The sequence below is a fragment of the Geodermatophilus sabuli genome (assembly GCF_900215145.1).
GTDB lineage: Bacteria > Actinomycetota > Actinomycetes > Mycobacteriales > Geodermatophilaceae > Geodermatophilus > Geodermatophilus sabuli.
Genome location: NZ_OBDO01000003.1, coordinates 30,198 through 55,183, shown reverse-complemented (window position 1 = coordinate 55,183; position 24,986 = coordinate 30,198). Strand labels below are relative to the sequence as shown.

The 24,986-nt window shown below is 75.1% G+C and carries 23 protein-coding genes; 14 read left to right on the top strand and 9 right to left on the bottom strand.

The features are described from left to right. Positions 1-55: 55 nt before the first annotated feature. The 4 genes from CRP39_RS08415 to CRP39_RS08400 all read left to right on the top strand — a co-directional run bounded on the left by CRP39_RS08415 (position 56) and on the right by CRP39_RS08400 (position 2,488). Positions 56-292, top strand: coding sequence for a hypothetical protein (locus CRP39_RS08415; RefSeq protein ID WP_245853694.1), 237 nt, complete (start codon positions 56-58; stop codon positions 290-292). A gap of 58 nt (positions 293-350) precedes the next feature. Next, positions 351-827, top strand: a complete 477-nt coding sequence (locus CRP39_RS08410) for an ATP-binding protein (RefSeq protein ID WP_245853691.1) — start codon at positions 351-353, stop codon at positions 825-827. A 70-nt stretch (positions 828-897) separates the two neighbouring features. Beyond that, positions 898-1,668 (top strand): 3-oxoacyl-ACP reductase FabG, encoded by a 771-nt coding sequence (fabG, locus tag CRP39_RS08405; RefSeq protein WP_097205935.1) that lies wholly within the window; start codon positions 898-900, stop codon positions 1,666-1,668. Between the two features lie 148 nt (positions 1,669-1,816). Next, positions 1,817-2,488 (top strand): GDSL-type esterase/lipase family protein, encoded by a 672-nt coding sequence (locus tag CRP39_RS08400; protein WP_245853689.1) that lies wholly within the window; start codon positions 1,817-1,819, stop codon positions 2,486-2,488. 105 nt (positions 2,489-2,593) lie between these two features. Here CRP39_RS08400 and CRP39_RS08395 read toward each other — a convergent pair whose 3' ends face one another. Next, positions 2,594-4,423 (bottom strand): NAD(P)/FAD-dependent oxidoreductase, encoded by a 1,830-nt coding sequence (locus CRP39_RS08395; protein ID WP_097205934.1) that lies wholly within the window; start codon positions 4,421-4,423, stop codon positions 2,594-2,596. A 134-nt stretch (positions 4,424-4,557) separates the two neighbouring features. On the opposite strand from CRP39_RS08395, the gene CRP39_RS08390 reads away from it, so the two are divergent. Then, on the top strand, positions 4,558-5,844 hold the full coding sequence (locus CRP39_RS08390; protein WP_097205933.1) for a GAF domain-containing protein: 1,287 nt from the start codon (positions 4,558-4,560) through the stop codon (positions 5,842-5,844). On the opposite strand, the gene CRP39_RS08385 is transcribed toward CRP39_RS08390, so the two are convergent. From CRP39_RS08385 to CRP39_RS08365, 5 genes are all read right to left on the bottom strand, one after another. Then, a complete protein-coding gene (locus CRP39_RS08385) occupies positions 5,845-7,005 on the bottom strand; it encodes a cation:proton antiporter (protein WP_097205932.1) in 1,161 nt (386 codons plus the stop codon). It lies immediately after the preceding gene. Positions 7,006-7,016: 11 nt separating this feature from the next. Continuing rightward, positions 7,017-7,502, bottom strand: a complete 486-nt coding sequence (locus CRP39_RS08380) for a cation:proton antiporter regulatory subunit (RefSeq protein ID WP_097205931.1) — start codon at positions 7,500-7,502, stop codon at positions 7,017-7,019. A 29-nt stretch (positions 7,503-7,531) separates the two neighbouring features. Then, the gene (locus CRP39_RS08375; protein WP_097205930.1) at positions 7,532-10,378 is read right to left on the bottom strand and encodes an FAD-binding and (Fe-S)-binding domain-containing protein; all 2,847 of its coding nucleotides are present in this window, start codon (positions 10,376-10,378) and stop codon (positions 7,532-7,534) included. A gap of 43 nt (positions 10,379-10,421) precedes the next feature. Continuing rightward, a complete protein-coding gene (locus CRP39_RS08370) occupies positions 10,422-10,847 on the bottom strand; it encodes a LuxR C-terminal-related transcriptional regulator (protein WP_245853688.1) in 426 nt (141 codons plus the stop codon). 97 nt (positions 10,848-10,944) lie between these two features. Then, on the bottom strand, positions 10,945-12,246 hold the full coding sequence (locus CRP39_RS08365) for a hydroxyacid-oxoacid transhydrogenase (RefSeq protein WP_097205929.1): 1,302 nt from the start codon (positions 12,244-12,246) through the stop codon (positions 10,945-10,947). Positions 12,247-12,385: 139 nt separating this feature from the next. Here CRP39_RS08365 and CRP39_RS08360 point away from each other — a divergent pair, with 139 nt between their 5' ends. Next, positions 12,386-14,839 carry a phosphoketolase family protein gene (locus CRP39_RS08360; protein ID WP_097205928.1) on the top strand — a complete coding sequence of 818 codons (2,454 nt, stop codon included), beginning with the start codon at positions 12,386-12,388 and terminating at the stop codon, positions 14,837-14,839. Then, on the top strand, positions 14,836-15,936 hold the full coding sequence (locus CRP39_RS08355; protein WP_097205927.1) for an acetate/propionate family kinase: 1,101 nt from the start codon (positions 14,836-14,838) through the stop codon (positions 15,934-15,936). The genes CRP39_RS08360 and CRP39_RS08355 overlap by 4 nt, the downstream gene beginning before the upstream one ends. Here the strand turns inward: CRP39_RS08355 and CRP39_RS26355 are convergent. Together CRP39_RS26355 and CRP39_RS08350 are read right to left on the bottom strand one after the other, a co-directional pair. Then, positions 15,875-16,135, bottom strand: coding sequence for a hypothetical protein (locus tag CRP39_RS26355; RefSeq protein WP_143426592.1), 261 nt, complete (start codon positions 16,133-16,135; stop codon positions 15,875-15,877). The two genes, CRP39_RS08355 and CRP39_RS26355, sit on opposite strands and share 62 nt — an antisense overlap. 126 nt (positions 16,136-16,261) lie before the next feature. Further along, positions 16,262-16,663: a cupin domain-containing protein gene (locus CRP39_RS08350; protein ID WP_097205926.1), complete on the bottom strand. Its 402-nt coding sequence runs from the start codon at positions 16,661-16,663 to the stop codon at positions 16,262-16,264. A gap of 185 nt (positions 16,664-16,848) precedes the next feature. On the opposite strand from CRP39_RS08350, the gene CRP39_RS08345 reads away from it, so the two are divergent. The 6 genes from CRP39_RS08345 to fmdA all read left to right on the top strand — a co-directional run bounded on the left by CRP39_RS08345 (position 16,849) and on the right by fmdA (position 24,350). Continuing rightward, positions 16,849-18,180: an MFS transporter gene (locus tag CRP39_RS08345; RefSeq protein ID WP_097205925.1), complete on the top strand. Its 1,332-nt coding sequence runs from the start codon at positions 16,849-16,851 to the stop codon at positions 18,178-18,180. Between the two features lie 200 nt (positions 18,181-18,380). Continuing rightward, positions 18,381-19,277 (top strand): DivIVA domain-containing protein, encoded by an 897-nt coding sequence (locus tag CRP39_RS08340; RefSeq protein ID WP_097205924.1) that lies wholly within the window; start codon positions 18,381-18,383, stop codon positions 19,275-19,277. Between the two features lie 73 nt (positions 19,278-19,350). Further along, positions 19,351-20,901 carry a gluconokinase gene (locus CRP39_RS08335; protein ID WP_097205923.1) on the top strand — a complete coding sequence of 517 codons (1,551 nt, stop codon included), beginning with the start codon at positions 19,351-19,353 and terminating at the stop codon, positions 20,899-20,901. 90 nt (positions 20,902-20,991) lie between these two features. Beyond that, positions 20,992-22,566, top strand: a complete 1,575-nt coding sequence (locus CRP39_RS08330) for an FMN-binding glutamate synthase family protein (RefSeq protein WP_097206282.1) — start codon at positions 20,992-20,994, stop codon at positions 22,564-22,566. A gap of 167 nt (positions 22,567-22,733) precedes the next feature. Next, entirely contained in the window at positions 22,734-23,012 is a 279-nt protein-coding gene (locus CRP39_RS08325; protein WP_097205922.1) for an FmdB family zinc ribbon protein, read from the top strand. Positions 23,013-23,096: 84 nt separating this feature from the next. After that, positions 23,097-24,350: a formamidase gene (gene fmdA / locus CRP39_RS08320; protein WP_097205921.1), complete on the top strand. Its 1,254-nt coding sequence runs from the start codon at positions 23,097-23,099 to the stop codon at positions 24,348-24,350. A 57-nt stretch (positions 24,351-24,407) separates the two neighbouring features. Here the strand turns inward: fmdA and CRP39_RS26725 are convergent, their stop codons facing one another. Then, positions 24,408-24,575, bottom strand: a complete 168-nt coding sequence (locus tag CRP39_RS26725) for a hypothetical protein (protein ID WP_172442347.1) — start codon at positions 24,573-24,575, stop codon at positions 24,408-24,410. A gap of 125 nt (positions 24,576-24,700) precedes the next feature. On the opposite strand from CRP39_RS26725, the gene CRP39_RS08315 reads away from it, so the two are divergent. Continuing rightward, the gene (locus tag CRP39_RS08315) at positions 24,701-24,955 is read left to right on the top strand and encodes a hypothetical protein (RefSeq protein WP_097205920.1); all 255 of its coding nucleotides are present in this window, start codon (positions 24,701-24,703) and stop codon (positions 24,953-24,955) included. The last annotated feature ends 31 nt before the right edge of the window (positions 24,956-24,986 follow it).

The following is a 24,986-nucleotide window of genomic DNA, read 5'->3' as shown; positions in this document are numbered from 1 at the left end:
CCGCCCGGCCGGACGTCTTCGGAGGACGATGATGAAGGGCGATCGCGTAGAGATAGTGATCGACGCCGGCGGTGCGACCCGCACGTACGACATCGAGGCCACCCGTGCCGGACGGCGGGTGGACGTCACCCACGGCCGCGGCGTCGTGGAGGTCACGGAGACCACCCGCGGTGGCACCCCGGTCCGCACGGCCCGTTTCATGGCCGGGCGGGTGTTGGCGCTCGTGGAGCACCCGGCTCCGCGGCGGGCACCGGACGACGCCGAGGTGACCCCGCTGCGGAAGTCGGCCTGAACGGGGTCCCGGCCCTCCGCAGATCCGGGAGGAGGCCGGCAGTGGCCGGGCACCAGAGATGAGCCACGCCGAGGCGGGGCCGGCGCAGGAGCTGGTCGTCATGGTGGGCCTGCAGGGCAGCGGGAAGTCGACCTGGGTGCGCGAGCACCTGGGCGGCTCGCACGTGGTGGTGAGCAAGGACCACTGGCCCAACGCGCGCCGCCGTGAGGCCCGGCAGCAACGGGTGGTCGCGGAGCTCCTGGCGCAGGGGTCGAGCGTCGTCGTCGACAACACCGACGCGACGCCGGAGGACCGCGCCCCGCTGGTGGCCGCGGCCCGGGCGGCCGGCGTCGGCGTCCGCGCGGTCTGGCTGGACACCCCCGTGGACACCTGCGTGGCGCGCAACGAGGCGCGGGAGGGACGGGCCCGCGTGCCCCTGGCCGGGCTCTATGGCACCGCGGCCCGGTTCGGGCCGCCCACGACGGACGAGGGCTTCGACCGGGTCGACGTCGTCGGCGCCGCGCGTACCGACGCGCCGGGGGCTACCGGTCGGTAGGGAGCGCGGTGGGCCGCCGTACCGTGTCGGGAGCGCACTCGACGGCGCAGACACGAGAGGGATCTTCCGTATGAGCGAGGCAAGCACCACCGGGGCCCGTGTGGCCATCGTGACCGGGGCCGCCCGCGGCATCGGCGCGGCCACCGCCCTACGGCTGGCGCAGGACGGGTTCGCCGTGGGCGTGCTGGACCTGGACGAGACCGCCGGCAAGGAGACCGTGGCGGCCATCGAGGCGGCCGGCGGCCGGGCGCTGGCCGTGGGCGCCGACGTCAGCGACCCCGAGCAGGTCGAGGCCGCGGTGGGCCGCATCGCCGCCGAGCTGGGCGCGCCGACGGTCCTGGTCAACAACGCCGGTGTCACCCGGGACAACCTGCTGTTCAAGATGACCGAGTCCGACTGGGACACGGTCATGAACGTCCACCTGCGCGGCGCGTTCCTGATGACCCGCGCGGTGCAGAAGCACATGATCGAGGCCAAGTGGGGCCGGATCGTCAACCTGTCGAGCACCTCGGCGCTGGGCAACCGCGGTCAGGTCAACTACTCGGCGGCCAAGGCCGGTCTGCAGGGCTTCACCAAGACACTCGCGATCGAGCTCGGCAAGTTCGGCGTCACCGCCAACGCGGTGGCGCCCGGGTTCATCCAGACGGAGATGACGAAGGCGACCGCCGAGCGGGTGGGCGTCTCCTTCGAGGACTTCATCGCCGCTGCGGCCAAGGAGATCCCGGTGCAGCGCGTCGGGCAGCCCGAGGACATCGCGCACCTGGTGTCGTTCTTCGTCAGCGAGGGCGCCGGCTTCGTCTCGGGGCAGGTCGTCTACGCCGCGGGCGGCCCCAAGGCCTGAGGCCGGACCGCCTGCCCGCACCGGCGGGACGGGCCGCGCGGGGCCCGGCCGGGAGCGTTCCCGGCCGGGCCCCGTGGCGTTCCGGTGCACATCCGCGGATGTGCACGCCGGCGGGCATGGCGGAGGAGCGAGCGGCGTTGTACGGAGCGTGCTGAAGGACTCTCCAGCCCCCCGCCACTCGCCGGCTCGCAGCGGGTCCCTGCACGGGGGCCTGCGCCTGGCTCTCCTCGGTGACTCCCTCGCGTACGGCTCCGGCGCCGCCCGGGTCCAGGACACCCTCGGTCCGCGGCTGGCGGTCGTGCTGGAGGACGCCGGCTTCGACGTCGACCTGACCGTGCTCGCCGTCCCGGGGGCCGTCTCCCACGACCTCGCCGCGCAGGCCCGGCGGGCCGTACCGCTGGACGTCGACCTCGCCGTCGTGGTGGTCGGCGCGAACGACCTCGCCCGCATGGTGCCGCCCGCGCAGGCGGCCGCGGGCCTGGCCGGCGCGCTGGGCACCCTCCGCGCGGCGGGTGCCGACGTCGTGGTCGTGCCGGCGCCGGACATGTCGATGGTGCCGTTCGTGCCCCCGGCGTTCCGGTCGCTGGTGCAGGCCGCCTCCGCCGCCCTGCAGCGTGAGCAGGCCGCCGTCGCCCGGGCCGCCGGCGCGCAGGTCGCCGGGGTGTCCGACGCCGTGGCCACCGCGTTCGCCGCCGACCTCGCGATGTTCTCCGCCGACCGCTTCCACCCCTCCTCGGCCGGCTACGCCGTCATCGCCGACGCGCTGGCCCCGCACGTGCTGGCCGCGGCCGTCGCCCGCCGGGACGACGACGCCGCCTGAGCCCCGGCTCTCCGGCGTCCCGCCCCACCGCAGCGCGTCCTCCCTCACGGCCGGCGGTGAGGGAGGACGCGCGATGATCAGGTCCCCTGGTCGTGGCGGCCACTGTCAGGAGAGGTGGTGCACCTCCTGCAGCCCGTACACCGGCGTCGGGATGCCGACCTGGCGCGCTTTGAGCTGCAGCGCCAGGTACAGCGAGTAGTGCCGGGACTGGTGCAGGTTGCCGCCGTGGAACCACAGCGCCTCCTGCTGGGTGGGCTTCCACATGTTGCGCTGCTCGCCCTCCCACGGGCCCGGGTCCTTCGTGGTGTCCGAGCCCAGCCCCCACACCTTCCCGACCCGGTCGGCGACCTCCTGGGAGATGAGGTCGGCGGCCCAGCCGTTCATCGACCCGTACCCGGTCGCGTACACGACGAGGTCGGCGGGGAGCTCCGTGCCGTCGGCGAGGACGACGGCGTCCTCGGTGAGGCGGTCGACCTGGCCCTGGGCCAGCTTCACCTCACCGTCGGCGACCAGGTCGGCGGCGCCCACGTCGATGTAGTAGCCCGAGCCCCGGCGCAGGTACTTCATGAACAGCCCGGAGCCGTCCTCGCCCCAGTCGTGCCAGAACCCGGCCCGCTCCAGCCGCTCGTAGAAGTCGGCGTCATGCTCGGCCATCTGCTCGTACAGGGGGATCTGGAACTCGTGCATGACCCGGTACGGGATCGAGGCGAAGACCAGGTCGGCCTTCTCGGTGGTCATCCCGTTGGCGACCGCCTCCTCGCTGTAGAGCGCGCCGAGCCCGATGTCCATGAGGGTGTTGCTCTTCACGATGTGGGTCGAGGAGCGCTGGACCATCGTGACGTCCGCGTCGTGCTCCCACAGCGCGCCGCAGATGTCGAAGGCGGAGTTGTTGCTGCCGATGACGACGCAGCGCTTGCCGGCGTAGGCGTCCGGGCCGGGGTGGGCCGAGGAGTGGTGCTGGTCCCCGCGGAACACGTCCCGCCCCGGGATGTCGGGGATGTTGGGCTTGCCGGACATGCCGGTCGCCAGCACCAGGTGCTTCGGGCGCAGGGTCAGCGGGTCGCCCTCGCGCTCGACCTCGACCGTCCACTCACCCCTCTCGGGCGAGTACGAGGCCGTCGTCGCCACGGTGCTCGACCAGTACGGGACCTCCATGGCCTCGACGTAGGACTCCAGCCAGTCGCCGATCTTGTCCTTGGGTGAGAACACCGGCCAGGTGTCCGGGAACTTCAGGTACGGCAGGTGGTCGTACCAGACGGGGTCGTGCAGGCAGAGGGACTTGTAGCGGCCGCGCCACTGGTCGCCGGGTCGCGGGTGCTTGTCGACGACGATCGCCGGCACGCCGAGCTGACGCAGCCGCGCGCCCAGAGCGATGCCCCCCTGGCCGCCGCCGACGACGAGCACGTAGGGCTGGACGGAGGTGCCCAGCTCGGCCTGCTCCTTCTCCCGCCGCTCCAGCCAGGTCAGCCGCTGCCTGTTGGCGCCGTGCTCGGCGCCCATCGGCCGACGCGAGCCGCGCGGCTCCTCGTGTCCGGTCAGCTCGTACAGCGTGGTCAGCAGGGTCCACGCCTTCGTCGTCCCGTCCTCGTCGACGAGCCGGGCGGTGCCGCGTCCCCGGCCGACGGCGGTCTCGAAGGTGAACCAGACGGTGACCACGCCGTCGGCCTCCTCCGGGGACTCCTCGACGACGAACGACCGCGGGTCGGTGCGGTCGAGGGTGTGGGTCAGCAGGTCGCGGACGCCGCCGGGGTCCTCGACGGTGCGGATGTTCCAGGTGAAGGACACCAGGTCGCGCCAGAAGCTGGTGGTCGCGAACAGCCCGGCGGCGCGGTCGACGTCGCGGGCGGTGAGGGCGTCCTCGAAGGTCGTGAGCCACGTGGCGGCCCGGTCGGCGGGGGAACCGGTGGAGCCGGGGCGTTCGATCGTCTGGGTCATGCGCTGCCTCCTGCGTCGTTGCGGGGACCGGGCTCGCCCGGCAGCAGACCGCGCGACGGGTCGCGGCGGGAAGCGTTGCAGGGGGTTGCAGCCCCTATGGTCGGTGGTGCAGGTCACACAGGGAGGAGCCGCCGATGGCGAGCCCGGTCCAGAGCGCCCTCCCGCCGGGCGCCGACCCACACGCGCACACCCGGCTGCTGCAGCGGGTGCGCGCAGCCGCGCTGGCCGGCAGCACGCCGCCCGCCGCACCGCGGCCGGTGATCGGGGCCTCGTGGCGGCGGGTGCTGGGGGCGGGGCTCGACCCCTCCGACGCACCCGACGTCGCGCCCCTGGACGGCGCCGAGCTCGAGCGGCGGCGCGCCGAGAGCGGGCTGGCGCCGCTGCTGCCCCTGCTGCGCGAGCGGCTGCTGCCGGTGGCCCGCGACGCCGGCCAGGTGCTGGTGGTCGTGGACGCCGCCTGCCGGGTCCTGTGGCGCGAGGGCGGGCCGGGGGTGTGCCGTCGGGCCGACCGGCTGGGCTTCGTGGAGGGCTCGGCCTGGGACGAGGACACGGTGGGCACGAACGCGATCGGCACCAGCCTGGTCGTCGGCGCCCCGCTGCAGGTGCACGCCGGCGAGCACTACGCGGAGGGCCACCAGCCGTGGACCTGCGCGGCCGCACCGCTGCACCACCCCGTCACCGGCCGTCTGCTCGGCGCGGTCGACCTCTCCGGCCCGGCGGCCACCGTGCACCCGAGCACGATCGCCCTCGTCGACGCCGTCGCCCGCCTCGCCGAGCTGGAGCTGCGCGCCGCGCACACCCGCTCGGTGGAGCGGCTGCGGGCGCTGGCGGCACCGCTGCTGGCCCGCCTCCCGGGGCCGGCGCTGGTGGTGGGCGCCGACGGGTGCACCGCCGCGGCCACGGGGCTGGCCGCGCCGGACCGGGTGCCGCTGCCCGACGACGTCGGCCCCGGTCCGCTGCTGGTACCGGCGCTGGGCTGGTGCACCGCGGAGCCGCTGCCCGGCGGGTGGCTGCTGCGCCTCGACGGCACGGCGGACGCGGTCCGCCCGGCCGGGGTCGTCCTCGACCTCGCCGGCCCGCGGCCGCAGGTGCGCGTCACCGGGCCCAGCGGCACCTGGTCGGCCGGGCTGAGCCTGCGGCACGCGGAGATCCTGCTGGCGCTGGCTCAGGCCCCGTCGGGTCGCAGCGCCGCCGGGCTCGCCGGTGACCTCTTCGGCGACCCGCGGCGCACGGTCACGGTGCGGGCCGAGGTGTCGCGGCTGCGGCGGACGCTCGGTGCCGTCGTCTCCGCGCAGCCGTACCGCATCGACGAGGACGTGCACCTGGAGGTGCGCCTGCCCGCCCCGGTCGCCCGGCTGCTCCCGGCGTCCACCGCCCCGCTGGTGGAGCGGCTGCGGCGGGGGACGCCCCTGCCGGGCTGATCACCTCGGCAGCTGTTCCGCGCGCAGCGCCCGTGGCTCGGCGAACCGGGTGAGCACCGGGCCGAGGACGGCGAGGACCAGCACGTAGCCGGTCGCGACCGGGCCGAGGCCGGTCACGCCGGCCGCGACGGCGAGCCCCGCGATGACGATCGAGAACTCCCCGCGGGCGACCAGGGCCGTGCCGGCGCGCAGCCGCCCGGGTGCGGCGACGCCGTCCCGCCCGGCGGCGAACCAGCCGGTGGCCACCTTGGTGGCGGTGGTGACCACGGCCAGTGCCAGGACGGCGGGCAGCACCGGCAGCACCGCGCCGGGGTCGGTGGACAGGCCGAAGGCGACGAAGAAGGTGGCGGCGAAGAGGTCCCGCAGCGGGGCGAGGATCGCCCGGGCCCGCTCGGCGAAGGACGCCGGCAGCGCCAGCCCGACGAGGAAGGCCCCGACGGCGGCGGAGGCGCCCATCGACTGCGCGAGCCCCGCCACCAGCAGGGTCAGCCCGACCAGCCGGAGAAGCACCTGCTCGTCGTCGGTGGAGGCCAGCAGCCGGCCGAGCCGGTGGCCGTGCCGCCGGGAGGCCAGCAGCACCAGCACGACGGCGCCCACGGCCAGGGCGATGCCGGCGATGGCCGACGCGGGGCCCGCCCCGGCCAGCGCGACCACGAGCAGGGGGAGGAACAGCGCCATCGAGAGGTCCTCGAGCACGAGCACCGACAGGACCGCGGGGGTCTCCCGGTTGGCCAGCCGGCCGAGGTCGCTGAGCAACCGGGCGACGATCCCGGAGGAGGAGATCCAGGTGACGCCGGCCAGCGCCAGGGCGCCCTGCCAGGGCAGGCCGAGCAGCAGCCCGGCGACGAACCCGGGTGGGGCGTTGAGCAGCAGGTCGACCGCGCCGGAGGGCGCGTGCCGGCGCAGCGAGCCGAACAGCTCGTCGGCGGAGAACTCCAGGCCGAGGGCGAGCAGGAGGAGCACCACGCCGATCTCGGCCGCGGCCTCGATGAACGGCTGGGCGGTGGCCAGCGGGACCACCCCGCCGTCGCCGAGCGCGAGCGCCGCCACCAGCACGAACGGGATCGGGGACAGGCCGATCCGCCGGGCCAGCAGGCCCAGCAGGGACAGGCCGAGGAAGAGCAGGCCGAGCTCGACGAGGAGCGCGGCGACGTGGTCCACCCCGACCCGCCTCAGGCCGCTCCGGCCAGGCGCCGGTCCAGCTGCTCCAGGCCGGTCTGGGAGCCGATGGCGACCAGCACGTCGCCGGCCCGCAGCAGGTCGGCCGGCCCGGGTGACGGGACGACGTCGGTGTCGCGCACGATCGCCACGATCGAGCAGCCGGTGAGGGTGCGGGCGCGGGTGTCGCCGAGCGAACGGCCGGCGAACGGCGAGTCCGGGCGGAGCGCGAAGCGTCCGGACTCCAGCCCGGGCACCTCCCGGGAGAGGTCGGCGAAGCGCTGGGTCAGCCGGGGGGCACCGAGCACCTCGGCGACGGCGTCGACCTCCTCGGCGTCGAGCCTGATCACGCTGCGCGCGCGGTCGGGGTCGCGCCGGTCGTAGACGGCGATCTCCGCCGAGCCCTCGCGCCGCATCACGAGCGCGAGCAGGTCACCGGCACGGGTCTGCAGCTGGTACCGCACGCCGACGCCCGGCAGCAACGTCTCCTCGAGGTCCACCGGCGCATCGTGGCAGACCGCCGCGGCTCTCACCGGGCGGTGGCGAGCAGCTGCGCCAGGTGCAGCGCCCGGCGGCCGGCGAGGTCGTCGAGCTGGGTGCGGCAGGAGAACCCGTCGGCGAGGACGACCGCGTCCGGCCCGGCGTTCCGGACGGCGGGCAGCAGCTGGTGCTCGGCGATGGCCACCGACACCTCGTGGTGACCGCGCTCGACCCCCCAGTTGCCCGCCAGTCCGCAGCAGCCACCGACCCGGCGGACGGTGGCGCCGGCGTCGCGCAGCAGCCGCTCGTCGGCCGTCCACCCGAGCACGGCGGCGTGGTGGCAGTGCGGCTGGGCGACGACCTCGACGCCGGCCAGCGACGGCGGTGTCCAGCCCGGGGTGTCCCGCAGCAGCTCCGCGAGGGTGCGGGTGCCGGCGGCGACCCGCTCGGCCATGTCACCCCCGCCCACCCCGCCCACCAGTTCCAGGGCGTCCCCGCGCAGGACCGCGGTGCACGACGGCTCGACCCCCACGATCGGGACGCCGGCGTCGGCCAGCGGGGCCAGCAGCGCCACCGTGCGGGCCAGCGTGCGGCGCGCGGCGTCCAGTTGGCCGGTGGTGATCCAGGTGAGCCCGCAGCACGCCTCGGCCGGGGGCACCTGGACCCGGTAGCCGGCCGCCGCCAGCACCTCGGCCGTCGCTTCGGCGACCTCCGGGGCGAAGTGGTCGGTGAACGAGTCGACCCACAACGCCACCGCCGGTCCCGCCCCGTCCGGCACCGGCCGCCGCGCCCACGTCTCCCGGAAGGTGCGGGGCGCGAACGCCGGCAGGCCGCGCCGCTGGTCGACGCCGGCGCCCCACCTCGCCAGCCGGCCGCCGAGCCGGGAGGTCATGACCGCGTTGACCAGCCGCGGTGCGCGGGCGGCCAGGTCGGCCCAGAACGGCAGCCGGCCCAGCGTGTAGTGCGAGCGCGGGCGGATGCGGTGCCGGTGGCTCTGGTACAGCACCTCGGCCTTGTAGGTGGCCATGTCCACGCCGGTGGGGCAGTCCCGCGAGCAGCCCTTGCACGACAGGCACAGGTCCAGCGCGTCGTGCACCTCCGGGGAGCGCCAGTCGCGCACCGGCCCGCCCGGGGCGAGCATCTCCTGCAGCACGCGGGCGCGGCCGCGGGTGGTGTCCTTCTCCTCGCGGGTGGCCGGCCACGACGGGCACATCACCCCGCCGGTGGCCTGCAGGTCGGCCCGGCACTTGCCGACGCCGGTGCAGCGGTGGACGGCGGCGGAGAAGTCGCCGCCGTCGTGGCGGTGGGCCAGGGCCAGGCCGGCGGTGTGCCGCGGCGCGGCGGCCACGCGGATGTCGTCCTCCACGCGGGCCGGGCGGACGAGCACGCCGGGGTTGAGCACGTCCTCCGGGTCGAACACGGCCTTGACCCGCTCGAAGAGCCCGAGCACGTGCGGGGAGTACATCGAGGACAGCAGCTCGCTGCGGGCCCGGCCGTCGCCGTGCTCGCCGGACACCGAGCCGCCGAACCGGGCCACCAGGGCGGCGGCGTCGGTGACGAACGCGCGGTAGGCCGCGCGCCCGCGGTCGGCGCCGCGCCCGAGTGGGAAGTCGATCCGCACGTGCACGCAGCCGTCGCCGAAGTGGCCGTAGGGCACGCCCTGCAGGCCGTGCGCGCCCAGCAGCTCCTCGAAGCCGCGCAGGTACTCGCCCAGCCGCTCCACCGGGACGGCGGCGTCCTCCCACCCGGCGTGCGCCGGACGGCCGTCGGAGGTGCGCGCGGCCAGGCCGGCGCCGTCCTCCCGGATCCGCCAGATGGCGGCCGCCTCGGCCGGGTCGGTGACCACCAGCGCGTCCAGCGCCCCCGCGTCGGCGAGGACGCCCTTCGCCCTGGCCTCGATCTCGGCGACGGTGTCCCCGGTGAGCTCCACGATCAGCCAGCCGTCGCCGCGGGGCAGGTCGGGCACGACCGCGGCCGGGACGTCGCGCAGCCGCTGCACGATCCGCTGGTCGAGCCCCTCGCAGGCGGTGGGCTCGTGCCGCAGCAGCGCCGGGGTGGCGTCGGCGGCATCGGCCATCGAGGGGTAGCCGAGCACCACCAGTCCGCGGTACGGGGCGTCGGTGACCAGCCGCACGGTGGCGCCGAGCACCAGGGCGAGCGTGCCCTCGCTGCCGACCAGCGCCTTGGCCACGTCGAACCCGCGCTCGGGCAGCAGGTGCTCCAGCGAGTAGCCCGACACCTGCCGGCCGAAGCGGCCCAGCTCGGTGCGGATCGCCGCGAGCTCGCCGTCCACGAGCGCCCGCAGCTCCCCGAGCACCCCGCTGGGAGGGGCAGAGATGGCCATTTCTGCCCCCAGGGAGAGCCGCTGCCCGCCGCCGGTGACGACGTCGAGACCGACCACGTTGTCCGCCGTCCGGCCGTAGCCCAGGGCCCGGGAGCCGCAGGCGTTGTTGCCGATCATCCCGCCGATCGTGCAGCGGTTGTGGGTGCTCGGATCGGGGCCGAACCGCAGCCCGTGCGGTGCGGCCGCCTTCTGCAGCGCGGCCTGCACGACGCCGGGGTCGACGGTCGCCGTCCGGGCCTCGGCGTCGATGGCGTGCACCCGCGACAGGTACCGGCTGGTGTCGACCACCACGCCCGGGCCGACCGCGTTGCCGGCGATGGAGGTGCCCGCGCCGCGGGCGGTCAGCGGGACGCCGGCCTCGCGGCAGACGGTGAGGGTCGCCTCGATCTCGTCGGGGTGCCGCGGGCGGACGACCACCCGGGGCAGCACCCGGTACAGGGAGCCGTCGGAGGAGTACAGCGCCCGGGCCAGGCCGGAGTCGTCGACGTCGCCGACGCCGGCCCGGAGCAGCGCGGAAAGCAGGTCGGCGTCGGGGGGAGCGGCCGTGGTCACCCCGCCAGTCTCTGTCCCCGGGGCCCGCCCCGGCGAGCGGGGGTCAGCGCGCCAGGCCCGCGGGGTCCTCCGGCAGGTGGGCGCGCGCCCACAGCGCCGCCGACGTCCGGTCCCGCACGCCGATCCGCTGGAAGACGCTCGTCAGGTGCGCCTTCACGGTGCCCTCCCGGATCCCGAGGGCCCGGGCGATCTGCTTGTTGGCCAGGCCGCGGCCGACCAGCGCCAGCACCTCCTGCTCCCGCCCGGTGAGCTCCACCGCCCGGGTGGGGGAGCGGCGGCCGTGCAGCACGGTGCGGGCCACCCGCGGGTCCAGCGGCGAGTGGCCGCGGGCCGTGGAGCGGATGGCGGCGAGCAGGTCCGCGGGCTCGGTGTCCTTGAGGACGTACCCGCCGGCGCCGGCGTCGAGGGCCTCGACGGACGCATGGCCGTGCCGACGACGTTGGTCACCATGGCCCGTCCTCCCCGTCACCCCCCCGGAGGCCACTCGACCAGCCCGTGGGTCGACCGCGCACCTGGACAGGGGTCCTACGACCAGGCCCCTGACCAGGGCACCGACCCCGCCGGGGTCACCAGAGCGACAGCGACCGGCGGAAGATCCCGGCGACGTCGTCCTCGGTGACGTCCTTGGGGGCGGTGGCCAGCAGCCGCTGCTGCTTCATCGTGCCGTCGACGAGGTCGGGGACGTCGCCCTCGTCGTAGCCGACCGCCCCGATGCCGCCGGGGATGTCGATGTCGCGCATGAGGGCGGTCAGCACCGTGGGCAGGAACTCCGCGGGGTCGTCGGGCTGCTCGGCGCGCGGGTCCAGCAGCCGGGCCGCGCGCAGGTGCCGCTCGGGGTCGGCGTCGAAGGTGAACCGGAAGGCCTCGGGCGCGGTGAGGGCCACGGACATGCCGTGCGGGACCATCGGCTCGTCGGCGGGGTAGTCCTTGGGGTGGAAGTCCTTGACCCGGCCGGCGATTGGGTAGGCGTTGGCGTGCGGGATGTGCACCCCGGCGTTGCCGAAGCCCATCCCGGCGAAGGTCGCGGCCATGGCCATCGCCCCGCGGGCGTCCTCGTCCTCGCCGTGGCGCACGGCGGTGCGGAAGGAGCCGGCGAGCAGGGTCATCGCCTTCTCCGACCACATGTCGGCGATCGGGTTCGCCCCGCAGTAGGGCACCCGCTCCTCCGGCCGCTTGTGCTCGAACGTCGTGTACGGGCGGGCGGTGTAGCTCTCCAGCGCGTGGCAGAGGATGTCCATGCCCGACGCGGCGGTGACCCCGGCGGGCTGGGTCCGGGTCAGGGCCGGGTCGACCACGGCCATGGTGGGCCGCAGGCGGGCGTGGCTGATGCCGGTCTTCACCTTGAGTTCCAGCACGTCGAGCACGCAGATCGTGGTGCTCTCCGCGCCCGTGCCGGTGGTCGTGGGGACGGCGACCAGCGGGTTGAGCGGGTTCACCGGCGCCCGGCCCTCGCCGACGGGCTTGTTGATGTAGTCCATCAGCCCGCCGGGGTTGGTGGTGAGCAGGTTGACCGCCTTGGCGGTGTCGATGCTCGACCCGCCGCCCACCGCGACGATCGCGTCCCACGGTCCGTGCTCGCGGGCCCAGTCGACGGCGTGCTGCAGGCTCTCGTCGGTCGGCTCGACGTGCGCACCGTCGAAGACGACCGCCTCGATGGCGAACTGGCCCATCTGGTCGGCGACCCGCTGGGGGTGCCCGGTCGAGGCCACGCCCGGGTCGGTGACGACGAGGACCCGCTTCGCCCCCGTGAGGCTGAGGTCGTAGCCGATCTCGTCGGAGGCGCCGTGGCCGAACTTCAGCTGCGGTGCGCCGTAGGTGAAGACGCTCTCGGGGTTCGCGGGGGAGTAGGTGGACGAGGTCGCTGACATGGGCGGGGCCCCTCCTCGGACGACGCGGCGGTCGGTGGCACGGTCCGTGCGGCACCTGCGAGTCTGCTGCGGTCACCAGCGGTCGGCCAGCCCGACGGGAGCCGGACGCGCCGCCTCGACCGAGGGAGAGGACATCCGCATGCACCTCACCGCACCGCAGGGCGACACCGCACGGGGGACGACGGCCGGCCCGCTGGACGACGCGGAACTGGCGGCCGTCGACGCGTGGTGGCGGGCGGCGAACTACCTCTCGGTCGGCCAGATCTACCTGATGGCCAACCCGCTGCTGCGGGAACCGCTGCGTCCCGAGCACGTCAAGCCCCGGCTGCTCGGGCACTGGGGCACCACGCCGGGGCTGAACTTCCTCTACGCGCACCTCAACCGGGCCATCGCCGCGCGCGACCTGGACATGGTCTACGTGATGGGCCCCGGGCACGGTGGCCCCGGGCCGGTGGCCGCGGCCTGGCTGGAGGGCACCTACAGCGAGGTGTACCCCGACGTCTCCCAGGACGCCGCCGGCATGGCGCGGCTGTTCACCCAGTTCTCCTTCCCGGGCGGCATCCCGAGCCATGTCGCGCCCGAGACGCCGGGGTCGATCCACGAGGGCGGTGAACTCGGGTACGCCCTCTCGCACGCCTACGGGGCGGCGTTCGACAACCCCGGCCTGGTCGTCGCCGCGGTCATCGGCGACGGCGAGGCCGAGACCGGGCCGCTGGCCGCGAGCTGGCACGCGAACAAGTTCGCCGACCCGGTCACCGACGGCGCCGTGCTGCCGGTCCTGCACCTCAACGGCTACAAGATCGCCAACCCGACGGTGCTGGCCCGCATCCCACGCGACGAGCTGGTGGAGCTGATGCGCGGCTACGGGCACACGCCGTACCTCGTCGAGGGCGACGACCCCGCCACCATGCACCAGCAGTTCGCCGCCACCCTCGACCGCTGCCTGGACGAGATCGCCGAGATCCAGCGCCGGGCCCGCGAGGACGGCGTCCGGGAACGGCCGCGCTGGCCGATGATCGTGCTCGCCTCACCGAAGGGCTGGACCGGCCCCGTGCAGGTCGACGGCGTGCAGGTCCAGGGCACCTGGCGCGCCCACCAGGTGCCCTTCGCCAACGCCCGCGACGACGACGGACACCGGCGGGTGCTGGAGGAGTGGCTGCGCAGCTACCGGCCCGAGGAGCTGTTCGACGCCGACGGTGCCCCGGTCCCCGCCGTCCGGGACCTGCACCCGGTGGGGGAGCGGCGGATGAGCGCCAACCCGCACGCCAACGGCGGGACGCTGCTGCAGCCGCTGCGGATGCCGGACTTCCGTGCGCACGCCGTCCCGGTCGACGCGCCGGGCACGGGGGCGGTGGAGGCGACGCGGGTGCTCGGCACGTTCCTGCGCGAGGTGATGCGGCAGAACGCGACCACGTTCCGCGTCTTCGCCCCCGACGAGAACAACTCCAACCGGCTCGGCGCGCTCCTGGAGGTCACCGACCGGGCGTGGATGGCCGAGCGGCTCCCCGGCGACGACCACCTCGCACCCGACGGCCGGGTCATGGAGATCCTCTCCGAGCACACCTGCCAGGGCTGGCTGGAGGGCTACCTCCTGACCGGCCGGCACGGGTTCTTCTCCTGCTACGAGGCGTTCATCCACCTCGTCGACTCGATGGTCAACCAGCACGCCAAGTGGCTGAAGACCACCAACGGCATCCCCTGGCGGCGGCCGATCGCGTCGCTGAACTACCTGCTCACGTCGCACGTGTGGCGCCAGGACCACAACGGCTTCTCCCACCAGGACCCGGGCTTCATCGACCACGTGGTCAACAAGAAGGCAGACGTCATCCGGGTGTACCTGCCGCCGGACGCCAACACCCTGCTGTCCGTCGCGGACCACTGCCTGCGCACCCGGCAGTACGTCAACGTGATCGTGGCCGGCAAGCAACCGGCCCTGCAGTACCTGGACATGCAGTCGGCGATCGAGCACTGCACCAAGGGGATCGGCATCTGGGAGTGGGCCAGCAGCGACGAGGGACGCGAACCGGACGTCGTCATGGCCTGCGCCGGCGACGTCCCGACCATGGAGACCCTGGCCGCGGTGGAGATCCTCCGCGGCTGGTTCCCCGACCTGCGCATCCGCGTGGTCAACGTCGTCGACCTCATGCGGCTGCAGGACGACCGGTCCCATCCGCACGGCCTGTCCGACGCCGAGTTCGACTCGCTGTTCACCCGCGACAAGCCGGTGATCTTCGCCTACCACGGCTACCCCTGGCTCATCCACCGGCTGACCTACCGGCGGGCCAACCACCAGGAGCTGCACGTCCGCGGCTACGTCGAGGAGGGGACGACGACCACCCCGTTCGACATGTGCTTGATGAACCGGCTGGACCGCTACGACCTCGCCATCGACGTCATCGACCGGGTCCCGCGCCTCCAGGCGGTCGGCGCCCACCACCGGGACCGGCTGCGCGACCAGATCATCGAGCACCGGCAGTACGTGCGGACCCACGGCGAGGACCTGCCGGAGGTCCGCGACTGGCAGTGGTCGGGCGCCGCGGGCCCGGTCGTCACCGGGGGGAACGAGCCGCTGCACGAGCCGGCGTCGTCATGAGGGTGCTCGTCGTCAACGCCGGCTCCAGCAGCCTCAAGCTCAGCCGGATCGGCAGCGACGGCGCGGTCACCGACGCGGTGACCGTGGAGCGGTGGCAGGGGGCGGGGCACCTCCAGCCCCTCGCCGACTTCCTCGACCACTGCGGCCCGGTGGACGCCGTCGGACACCGGGTCGTGCACGGCGGCCCCCGCCACACCGGGCCCGCACGGGTCGACCCGGTGCTGGTCGCCGGGCTCTACTCGCTCACCACGCTCGCGCCGCTGCACAACCCGCGGGCGTTGGCCGGGATCCGGGCGGTGGAGGACCTGGTGCCCGGCGTTCCCGCGGTCGCCTGCTTCGACACGACCTTCCACACCGCCCTGCCGGCGGCCGCCCGTACCTACGCCCTGCCGCGGGAGTGGAACCGGCGGTGGGACCTGCGCCGGTACGGGTTCCACGGGCTCTCGCACGCCCACGCCGTCCGGCGCGCGGCCGAGCTGCTCGGCCGCGCGCCCGAGCGGCTGCGGATCGTGTCGGCGCACCTGGGGGCCGGGGCGTCGCTGGCGGCCGTCCGCGACGGCGTCTCGGTCGACACCACGATGGGCTTCACCCCGCTGGCCGGGCTGGTCATGAACACCCGGCCGGGCACCGTCGACCCTGGGCTGCTGCTGTGGCTGCTGGAGCACGGCGGGCAGCCGCGGACCGAGCTGGCCGACGTCCTGGAGCACCACGCGGGCCTGAAGGGCCTCACCGGCACCTCCGGCGACCTGCGGGAGGTCCTCGCCGGCCGCGACGCCGGGGATCCCGACTGCGCCCTGGCGTTCGACGTCTACCTGCACCGGCTGTGCCGGGAGGTCGCGGCGATGACCGCGGCGACGGGGGGCCTGGACCTGCTGGTGTTCACCGGCGGGGTGGGCGAGCACGCCTGGCAGGTGCGCGCGGCGGTGGCCGAGCGGCTGGCGCACCTGGGGCTGGCCGTCGACGACGCGGCCAACCGGGCGGTCACCGCTGACGCCGACGTCAGCGCTCCCGGGGCCGGCGCCCGGACGGTCGTCGTCACCTCCCGGGAGGACCTGGAGATCCGCCGTCAGGTGCTCGAGGTGCTGGGGACCGGCTGAGCGTCGTCGTCCGGACGATGACGGCGCGGCCGGTCACCGTGCCGGCCCGCAGCGCGGCGTAGGCCTCCGGCGCGCGGCTCAGCGGCCACTCCGTCGTCGTCTGGGCGACCAGGTCGCCGCGGGCGGCCAGGGCCAGCACGGAGTGCAGCTCCGGCCGGGTGCCCCAGTACGTGGTCAGGACGCGGATCCCGTAGGGCATCGTCAGCCAGGAGACGGCAGCGTGCCGCCGGCGATCCCGACGACGAGCCGTCGCCGGTGCCGGCGCGCGACCCCCGCGGCGGGCGACGGGTGGGGCCCCCGGCCGAGGCGGCCCCACCCGGCTGCCTCACTCGGTCGGCGGCTCGTCCTTGCCGGCCTCCTCGAGCTCGTCGGCCTCCTCCTTGGTCTTGTGCACCGCGCCGTCGGCGTGCTCCGGCGGGCCGTAGACGGTGTAGAGGACCAGCGGGTTGGGCCCGGTGTTGACGAAGTTGTGCTTCGTCCCGGCCGGCACGACGACGAGGTCGCCCTGCGCGACCTTCTTCTTGCTGCCGGAGATCTGCGCCTCGCCGGTGCCGCTGACGAAGGTGAGGATCTGGTCGATGTCCTCGTGCACCTCCTCGCCGATCTCCCCGCCCGGCGGGATCGTCATGATCACCAACTGGGTCTTCTCGCCGGTCCACAGGACGCGGCGGAAGTCGGCGGACTTCTCCGCCTCGGTCGCGATGGTGTAGTGGATGACGGACGCCATCGAGGGCGCTCCTCTCGTCGGACGGTCTCGTGCAGCCGGGGACGGCTGGCCCCGGCGGACGCCGGTCCTCCTGCCCGCGGCCGCGCGCGGTTAGTCCTGTCCGGAGGGAGGAGTCGATCACCCCGGGTGAGGAGACTCACCGGGCTCGCGGGAAGAACCCGGGGCTGCGCGGTGTCGGCATCGAGGTGACGTCGTCGACCGCCACCCGCCCCACGGCCCGTGCCTACACCGTCTGGGCGGTGGCGCTGGCCGCGTATGCCGTCGCCGTGTTCCACCGCGCTTCGCTCGGCGTGGCCGGGGTCGAGGCGCAGGAGCGCTTCTCCGCGGGCGCCTCGGCGATCTCGCTGTTCCTGGTGCTGCAGCTGGTCGTCTATGCCGGCATGCAGGTGCCCGTCGGCGTCGCGCTGGACCGGTTCGGCTCGCGGCGGCTCATCCTCGCCGGCGCGTTGACCATGGCCGCCGGGCAGGCGGTGCTCGCCGTCGCCGGTGACGTGCCCACCGCCGTCGGCGCCCGGGTCCTGGTCGGCGCCGGCGACGCGATGACGTTCGTCAGCGTGCTGCGGGTGATCGGCTTCTGGTTCCCCGGCCCGACGGTCCCGCTGATCACCCAGCTCACCGGCATGCTCGGCCAGGCCGGGCAGATCGTCGCCGCGTACCCGCTCGTGGCCCTGCTGCACTCGGTGTCGTGGGAGGCGACGTTCCTCGGTGCCGCCGCCGTCGGGGTGCTGGTCGCCGTCCTGGTGGTCGTCGCGCTGCGAGACGCACCGCCGGGCACGGAGCTCGCCACCCCCGCGGGCCTGGCCGAGGTGCGCCGGAGCCTCGCCCTCACCTGGCGGGAGCCGGGAACCCAGATCGGCCTCTACACCCACCTGGTGACCCAGTTCTCCGGCACCGTGTTCGCGCTGCTGTGGGGATACCCGTTCCTCGTCGTCGGCCAGGGCCGCAGCCCGGCGACGGCGGCCGGCCTGCTCACCCTGCTCGTGGTCGTCGGCATCCTCGTCGGCCCGCTGCTGGGCCGGCTGTGCGGGCGCTGGCCGCTGCGCCGGTCGGTGCTGGTGTTCTCCGTCCTCGGGCTGACGGCGGCGGCGTGGACCCTCGTCCTGCTGTGGCCGGGGCGGGCGCCGTTGGCGGTGCTGGTGCTGCTGGTGGTCGTCCTGGGGACCAACGGCCCGGGTTCCATGATCGGCTTCGACTTCGCCCGCACCTGGAACCCGGCCGAGCGGCAGGGGAGCGCCAGCGGCGTGGTGAACGTCGGGGGCTTCCTGGCCTCGCTGCTCACCATCCTGGCCGTCGGCGCGGTGCTCGACGTGCTCACCCCGGGCGCCTCCACCGACTACTCGCTGGACGCCTTCCGCGCCGCGTTCGCCGTCCAGTACGTGTTCTGGGCGGTCGGTCTGGTGGGGGTCGTCCGGCACCGGCGGCAGCTGCGCGAGCGGCTGGCCCGCGACGGCGTCGTCCTCGCTCCGCTGCACGTGGCCGTGGGCGCTCGCCTGCGCGGGGTCTCGGCCTACCGCTGACCCTGCTGCCTCACCGTCCGTAGCCGTCTCGGTGCGTGGTGACGAGCTACGCCGGGTGTCCCCTCCGGCTGTGGCCGCGGCGCGGTGCGGGTCCCCGCCGTCTGGCAACCTGCGGGCCCCAGCACGACATCGAGCTGTCCGGGCGTCCGGCCGGTCATGCCACCGGCACGGCCGCACGTCGGGGCAGGAGGGAGGCCCCGGTGTTCCGACGCGGCGAGGTGGTCGTGGACGGCAGCCGGCACGCGGGCGTGCCGGGCGCGGGGAGAGGGCCGAGGCGTCCCAACCTGGCCGGTGACCTGGAGACCATGCTGGAGGCCCGGCCGCTGTTCCGGACGGGGCTGCGCGGCTACGACCGGTTGCAGGTGGACAACTACGTCACCTGGGCCGAGACCGAGCTGACCGCCGTCCGCCGGGAGAACGACGACCTGCTGTCCCGCTACGGTGCCTGCGCGGCCGAGCTGGAGATCTCCCGCCGGCTGCTGGCCTGCTCACCCGTGGGCCGTGAGCTGGTGCGCACCTCCGAGCGGGTCGGCGAGATCCTGCGGCTGGCTGCCGACGAGGCGGCCGGGCTCACCGAGGCGGGGTCGACCGAGGCCGACCGCATCCGGGCCCACGCCCGCGCGGAGGCCGACGTGCTGCTCCGCCGCGCCACCGAGATCAAGACCGCCGCGCTGGCCGAGGCCCGGCGGGTGGAGGAGGAGGCCCGCGCCACGCGGCAGGAGGCGGCCGCCCGGCTGCGGGAGGCCGGTGTGGAGTCCGACCGGCTGCTGGCCCAGGCCGCCGGCGAGCGGGAGCGGCTGGCCGCCGAGGCCCGGGCCGAGCGGGAGCGGCTGGACACCGAGGCGCAGGCCGAGCGGGAGCGGCTGGACACCGAGACGCGGGCCGGGTGCGCGCGGCGGGACGCGGAGAGCCGCGCCGAGCGGGAGCGGCTGGACGCGGCGGCCGAGGCCGAGCGCGAGCAGCTCACCGGCGAGGCCCACCGCGCGGTGTGCCGCCTGGCCGGCCAGCTCGAGGACGCGGTCGCCACACTTTCGGGGCTGCTGGCCGAGGCCCGGGCCGGGGAGGAACCGCAGCGGGTGGAGCAGCTGGCCTCCTGAGCGCTCGGCTGGCGCCCGGCGACCCCACCGAGCACGATCGCCTCAGGGCATCGGGGCCGGTCAGGGGGTCGTCGTGGACGTCGTCGTCGGGCTGGACTCGGGGACGACGGCGACCAAGGCGGTCACCGCCGGCGCCGAGGGGCGGGTGCGCGACCTCGTCAGCGTCGGCTACCCGTTGCTGGTGCCGGCACCCGGCCGCGCGGAGCTCGACGCCGGGCGGCTGCAGTCGGCCGCCGTCGAGGCGCTCGCGGCCGTCGCCGCCCGCGCCCGCGAGCGCGGGGACCGCGTGGTCGCGGTCGCCCTCAGCGCCGCCATGCACGGCCTGGTGCCCATGGACGACGACGGCGCCCCGATCGGCCCCCTGGTCACCTGGGCGGACAACCGGGCGGCCCAGTGGGCGCAGGCCCTGGTCGCCGACGGCCGGGCCGCGGACCTGCACGCCCGCACCGGCACACCGGTGCACCCCATGTCGCCGCTGGTGAAGCTCTCCTGGGAACGTGCCGAAGACCCCGACCTGGTCACCCGCACCCCGCGCTGGGGTGGGGTCAAGGAGCTCCTCGTCGCCGCCCTGCACGGCGGGCCGCAGGTGCTGGACCGGGCGTGCGCCTCCTCCACCGGCCTCTACGACATCCGGGCCGCCCGCTGGGACGACGAGGCGACCGCGATCGCCGGCGTGCGGCCCGACCAGCTCGGCGAGGTGCTGCCCACGACGGCGGTCCTCCCCGGCCTGCGCCCCGAGGTGGCGGAGGCGACCGGGCTGCCCGCGGACCTGCCGCTGGTGATCGGCGCCTCCGACGGCGTGCTGGCCAACGTCGGCATCGGGGCGGTGCGGCCGGACATCGCGGCGGTCTCCCTCGGCACCAGCGGGGCCATGCGGGTCGTCGTCCCACGGCCGACGGTGGACCCCGGCCGCCGGCTGTTCTGCTACGCGCTCACCGACGACCACTGGGTGGTGGGCGGCGCGGTCAACAACGGCGGCTCGGTGGTGCGGTGGGCCGCGCGGGCGCTGGCCGCCGACTTCGACCGCCCCGACCCCGAGGGCGAGGACGCCGACGACCTCGACGCCCGGCTGCTGGCCGAGGCCACGCAGGTGTCCGCCGGGAGCGCCGGCCTGCTGTGCCTGCCCTACCTGCTGGGCGAGCGGGCGCCGTGGTGGCGGTCCGGGCTGCGCGGGGCCTACATCGGGCTGCGCCGCGAGCACCGCCGCCCGCACCTGGTGCGCGCCGCGGTCGAGGGCGTCTGCCAGCAGCTGGCCCTGGTCCGCGACGCCTTCGCCGCGACCGACCTGCCGGTGCGCGAGGTGCGGGCGACCGGCGGTGCCGTGGCCTCGTCGCTGTGGGTGCACACCCTCGCCGCCGCGCTGGACCTCCCGGTCCGGGTGGCCGACTCCCCGGAGGGCACCGGCCTGGGCGCCGCCCTGCTCGGGTGGCACGCCCTCGGTGCGCTGCCCGACCTCGACGCGGTCACCGCGCTGGTCGAGGTGAACGACCCGGTGGAGCCCGACCCCGAGGAGGTGGCCGTCTACGCGCGGCTGCGCCCGCTGGTCGACCGCTCCACCCAGGCGCTCACCGACGTCCTCACCACGCTCGACACGTTCGACGACCGCCCCAGCCATCCCGAGTAGCCCGCCACACCGAGGAGGAGCCGTGCCCGAGGTCGAACCCACGCCGGACGCCGGACCACTGCACCGGCGCGCGAGGGAGCGGTGGACGTCATGAGAGGTGTCGCACGGGCGGCGGCGGCGGGGCTGGCCGCGTTGTCGGCGGTCGCCGCGCGCGACCTGCTGCAGCGGGAGCACACCCTGCTGCGCAACTTCCCGGTGGTCGGCCACGCGCGCTACCTGCTGGAGGCGATCGGCCCGGAGCTGCGCCAGTACCTCGTCGCGGGCAACAACGAGGAACGGCCGTTCACCCGCGACCAGCGCCGCTGGGTGTACGCCTCGGCCAAGAAGGAGAACAACTACTTCGGGTTCGGCACCGACAACGACCTCGAGTACACCGCCGGCTACCCGGTCATCAACCACCGGACGTTCGGGTCCGCGGTCCCGCCGTCGGCACCCATGTCGGCGCACGACGTCGCGCTGCCGTCGGCGAAGGTGCTCGGTGGCGCGCGCGGCCGGGCGCGGGCGTTCCGGCCGGCCTCGGTCGTGAACATCTCGGCGATGAGCTTCGGCTCGCTGTCCGGAGCCGCGGTGGAGGCGCTCAACCGCGGGGCGGCGCTGGCCGGCTGCCTGCACAACACCGGCGAGGGCGGGATCTCGGTGCACCACCGGCACGGCGGGGAGCTGGTGTACCAGATCGGCACCGCCTACTTCGGCTGCCGCGACGAGCACGGCCGGTTCGACCTCGACCGGCTCAAGGACCTCGTCGCCGCCGCACCCGTGCGGGCGCTGGAGGTCAAGCTCAGCCAGGGCGCCAAGCCGGGACTCGGCGGCGTGCTGCCCGGCGCGAAGGTGTCGGCGGAGATCGCCGCCGCCCGCGGGGTGCCGGAGGGCGTGGACTGCGTGAGCCCGTCGCGGCACGCCGAGTTCTCCGACGTCGACAGCATGCTGGACTGGGTGGAGCTCCTGGCCGCCGAGACGGGGCTGCCCGTGGGCATCAAGTCCGCCGTCGGCGACCTGGGCTTCTGGCACGAGCTGACCGACCTGATGAGCCGCACCGGCCGCGGGGTGGACTTCGTGACCGTGGACGGCGGCGAGGGCGGCACCGGCGCCGCGCCGCTGATCTTCACCGACTCGGTGTCGCTGCCCTTCCAGCTCGGCTTCGCCCGCGTGTACGCGGCGTTCGCCCGGGCCGGGCTGCACGAGCAGGTGACGTTCGTCGGCGCCGGCAAGCTCGGGCTGCCGGACAACGCGACAGTCGCCTTCGCGCTGGGCTGCGACATGGTCAACGTCGCCCGCGAGGCGATGCTGGCGATCGGCTGCATCCAGGCGCAGAAGTGCCACACCGACACCTGCCCGACCGGGGTGGCCACCCAGAACCCGTGGCTGGCCCACGGGCTGGACCCGGGGCTCAAGTCGGTGCGGGCGGCCAACTACGTCGAGACGCTGCGCCGGGACCTGTTCAAGGTGGCCGAGGCCTGCGGGGTGCTGCACCCGGGGCTGATCGGGCCCGAGGCGGTGGAGGTCCTCGACGGCCGCACCCACTCGACGCCACTCGGCGAGGTCTACGGCTACCAGCCCGGATGGGGGCTGCCGTCGGCCGCCGACCGCGCCGAGATCACCCGGATCATGGCCGGCGAGGCCCCGCAGGGCGGCTCCGCGCCGGCCTCACCCGACGCCACCGGCTGAGCGGCTCCAGGGGCCGACGAACCGGCGGTCACCCCCGGGAGGCCGGGCGTAGCGACGCGCGCGGCGCCTCGATCGACCGGTCGTCCCGGGCCCGGGCGGGGTCCGCCCGGCCCCCCGGACCGCTAGCTTCCCCGTTCACCTGTGGTCCCGATCCCCGGAGGACCTCGATGGCGGGTTACGTCTACCGGTGTCCCAGGTGCGGCCCCTGGGAGGTCCGCCGCCCCATCGGCACCGCCGAGAGCTCCGGCCGCTGTCCCGGCTGCGGGGCGGAGGGCCGGCGCGTCTACACCGCCCCCCTGCTCAGCCGTACCGCCGCGCCCGTGGCCGCCGCGCGGCTGCGCGAGGAGGCGAGCGGGGACGCGCCCACGGTGACCACGACGGTCCCGCGCGCCGCCGGCCGCCCGGCCCCGCGGGACCCGCGCTGGGACGCGCTGCCCCGGCCCTGACCGCCCCCGGGCCCCGCGACCCCCCGAACGGCCCGTTCCCCGCGGGCTGACGCTCACCATCACCGCAGATCGGAGAGTGGGGACATGCCAGACGTGGTGTTCACCGTCGACCAGGCCAAGTCCATGAGGGACCAGGCCGTACCCGGCCACAACCGCTGGCACCCGGACGTCCCGGTCGCGGCGATGGTGCGGCCCGGGCAGAGCATCCGGGTCGAGTGCCGCGAGTGGACCGACGGCCAGATCGGCAACAACGACTCCGCCAACGACGTCCGCGACGTCGACCTGACCCACGCGCACATGCTCAGCGGGCCGATCGGTGTCGAAGGCGCGGAGCCCGGCGACCTCCTCGTCGTCGACATCCTCGACCTCGGGCCGGTGCCGGCGCCGCAGGAGTTCGGCGACGCACCCGGCCAGGGCTGGGGCTACACCGGCATCTTCGCCAAGGTCAACGGCGGCGGCTTCCTGACCGACTACTTCCCGGACGCCTACAAGGCGATCTGGGACTTCCAGGGGCAGGTCGCCACCTCCCGGCACATCCCGGGAGTCCGGTACACCGGTCTCACCCACCCGGGGCTGTTCGGAACGGCCCCGTCGGCCGACCTGCTGGCGAAGTGGAACGAGCGGGAGCGGGCGCTGATCGCGACCGACCCCGACCGGGTGCCGCCGCTGGCGCTCCCGCCCCTGGCCGAGAACACCCTCGGGGGGACGGCGAGCGGCGACGCGCTCGACGGCATCGCCCGGGACGGCGCCCGCACCGTGCCGGCCCGCGAGAACGGCGGCAACCACGACATCAAGAACTTCTCGCGCGGATCGCGGGTGTTCTACCCGGTGCACGTCGACGGCGCGAAGCTCTCCGGCGGCGACCTGCACTTCAGCCAGGGCGACGGCGAGATCACCTTCTGTGGCGCCATCGAGATGGGTGGCTTCATCGACTTCCACATCGACCTGATCAAGGGCGGCATGGAGGCCTACGGCGTGACCACCAACCCCGTGTTCATGCCGGGCAACGTCGAGCCCCGGTACTCGGAGTTCCTGACCTTCATCGGGGTCTCGGTCGACCACGAGACCAACACGAACCAGTACCTGGACGCCACGCTGGCCTACCGGCGGGCGTGCCTCAACGCCGTCCGGTACCTGGAGAAGTTCGGGTACTCCGGTGAGCAGGCCTACCTGCTGCTGGGCTCGGCGCCGATCGAGGGCCGGGTCAGCGGGGTCGTCGACATCCCGAACGCCTGCTGCTCGCTCTACCTGCCGACGGCTGTCTTCGACTTCGACATCAGGCCGTCGGCCGCCGGGCCGCAGCGTGCCGACCGCGGGCAGTGCGCCGTGACGTCGTGACGGGCCGGCCGGGGCCGGCACGCACCGGCTGACCGAGGTGTCCGGACGGGCGTCCGCTCAGGCCGCTTCCGGTTCGGCGAGGAGTCTGACGGTGGGCCGGGCGGTCACGACGACCGGCCCACCGCAGTTCCAGCAGACCGGGTCGACAGCGCCGTCCTCCTGCTCGTCCTGGCCGCCGACCTCGCACCGCCGGCACGTCCAGACCACCTCGATCCGGTGCTCCACGGATGGCTCCTCGTGTGTCTGCGCTCCGTGGCCGCCGGCTGTTCGAGGCCGGGCGCGGGGTACCCCCGCGTGCCGTCCACCAACCGGGAGGAGGAGTCACCGACCGTGATCCGGAGAGAGGGCCCGTGACCGACGACCTGCCGCCGATCGAGCGGCACCAGGCGACCGACCGCTTCGGCAAGGAGGCGCTGCGGGCGGCGCACCGGCTCACCGAGGCGCTGGCCGAGGTCGAGGACGCCGCGCCCGAGCCGGTGCTCTTCCGCCGGAACGGTCCGCACCGCTCCCTGGACGGGCTCGCGGCGCTCCTCGACGAGGCGCTGGAGGAACCCGACCCGGGCGAGCGGTCCACCGGCGACCGGGAGGGCCGCCGGGAGCCCTGACCGCTGCAGGGGGACGGCCGGGCACGGCCGT